This window comes from Microbacterium umsixpiens (genome assembly GCF_053543675.1).
This window is the reverse complement of record NZ_JBLVOH010000187.1, coordinates 1-1,475: the sequence shown is the minus strand read 5'-3', so window position 1 is coordinate 1,475 and position 1,475 is coordinate 1. Positions and strand designations below refer to the sequence as shown.

Genomic DNA, 1,475 nt, shown 5'->3' with positions numbered 1-1,475 from the left:
GGCCGGTGTCGCCGGCATCATGTCGGTCGGCAGCGTCATGACCGTCGATATCTCCCGCACCGGGTACCAGCTGGAGCTCGATGCCATCCTCGCCGTCGTCATCGGCGGGGCATCGCTCGCCGGGGGCAAGTTCTCGCTGAGCGGCGCCTTCGTCGGAGCGCTGTTGATCGCGACGCTCGACAAGACCGTCCTCTACCTCGGCATCTCGTCATCGGCCACGCCGGCATTCAAGGCGATCGTGATCGTCGCCCTGTGCCTGCTGCAGTCCGAGCGCATGCGCAGCTGGTTCCGCAGAAGACGCCGTTCCGCACCGGTCGAACCGGTCGCGCAGAAAGAGGAGGTGGCCGCATGAGCGTGGCGACGGCGGCTCCCGCCCTGAACGAGACCGAGACGCTCCTCGACCGGATGCGACGCGTGGTCACGGCGAACCCGTCGGTGCTGCCGACCATCGCCTCGGTGGTCATCTTCGTCGGCATGGTCGTGTTCGGCGAGATCGCCTACGGCCGCATCGTGCAGGCCAACACGCTGTCGAACCTGCTCATCAACAACGCTCACCTGATCGTGCTGGCGGTCGCGCTGACCTTCGTCATCCTCACCGGTGGCATCGACCTGTCGGTCGGGTCGATCATCGCGCTGTCCTCGGTGGCCGGGGTGATGCTCTCGAACGCCGGCTGGAACGCGCTCGCCGTGATCGTCGCCATGATCGGGATCGGAGCGCTGTTCGGCGTGGTGTCCGGCATCCTGATCCGGTACTTCAACGTGCAGCCGTTCATCGCGACGCTGGCGATGATGTTCCTCGGACGCGGGCTCGCCTCGCTGCTGAGCACCAAGCCCGAGAGACTCGGCGAGGAGTCGCCCATCCGCTGGATCGGCGTGCAGCTCAAGGTGGTCGACGGGCCGAAGGTGAACGACCTGGTCATCACCCCGGCGGTGCTCATCGCGGTGCTCGTCGTCGCGGTGGCGTTCTTCGTGCTGCACCGCACCCGCACCGGCCGCACGGTCTACGCGATCGGGGGTTCCGAGAGCTCGGCGCTCCTGATGGGGCTGCCGGTGCATCGGACCAAGGTGCTGGTCTACGTGATCAGCGGTTCGCTCGCCGGCCTCGCCGCCGTGCTCTACACCGCCCGGCTCGGCACGGCCCAGAACATCACCGGCATCGGGTGGGAGCTCGACGCGATCGCGGCGGCCGTGATCGGCGGCACCGTGCTGACCGGGGCCTACGGCTACGTGCTCGGGTCGGTCGTCGGTGCGCTGGTGCTCGGGCTGATGAACGTGCTGATCACCCGCGACGGCGGCATCCCTCCGGAGATGACGACCATCATCACCGGCGGCATCCTGTTGGTCTTCGTGCTGCTGCAGCGGGCGGTCACCCGGAAACGGGAGTAGCCCCGGGGGTCAGGCCGTCGGGATCCAGACCCGCATCGTCGACGGACCGCGCTGAGCCCAGTCGTGGTACGGGACGAGTAGCGCGTCCG

3 protein-coding genes are annotated in these 1,475 nt (G+C 68.1%); 2 read left to right on the top strand and 1 reads right to left on the bottom strand.

What is annotated here, in order from left to right; genetic code table 11:
- Both ACNPM4_RS17155 and ACNPM4_RS17150 read left to right on the top strand, forming a co-directional pair.
- Nucleotides 1-352, top strand: a 352-nt coding sequence (locus ACNPM4_RS17155; protein ID WP_448986484.1) for an ABC transporter permease subunit, incomplete at its 5' end; no start/stop codon positions are given.
- 53 nt (nt 353-405) lie between these two features.
- Nucleotides 406-1,386 (top strand): ABC transporter permease, encoded by a 981-nt coding sequence (locus tag ACNPM4_RS17150; protein ID WP_448986486.1) that lies wholly within the window; start codon nt 406-408, stop codon nt 1,384-1,386.
- A 9-nt stretch (nt 1,387-1,395) separates the two neighbouring features.
- Here ACNPM4_RS17150 and ACNPM4_RS17145 read toward each other — a convergent pair.
- A partial coding sequence (locus tag ACNPM4_RS17145) for a hypothetical protein (RefSeq protein ID WP_448986485.1) occupies nt 1,396-1,475 on the bottom strand: 80 nt, incomplete at its 5' end.

Coding starts and splice junctions, on each gene's coding strand:
- ACNPM4_RS17150 (WP_448986486.1), top strand. CDS start 406: ATGCGACGCGTGGTCACGGCGAACCCGTCGGTGCTGCCGACCATCGCC.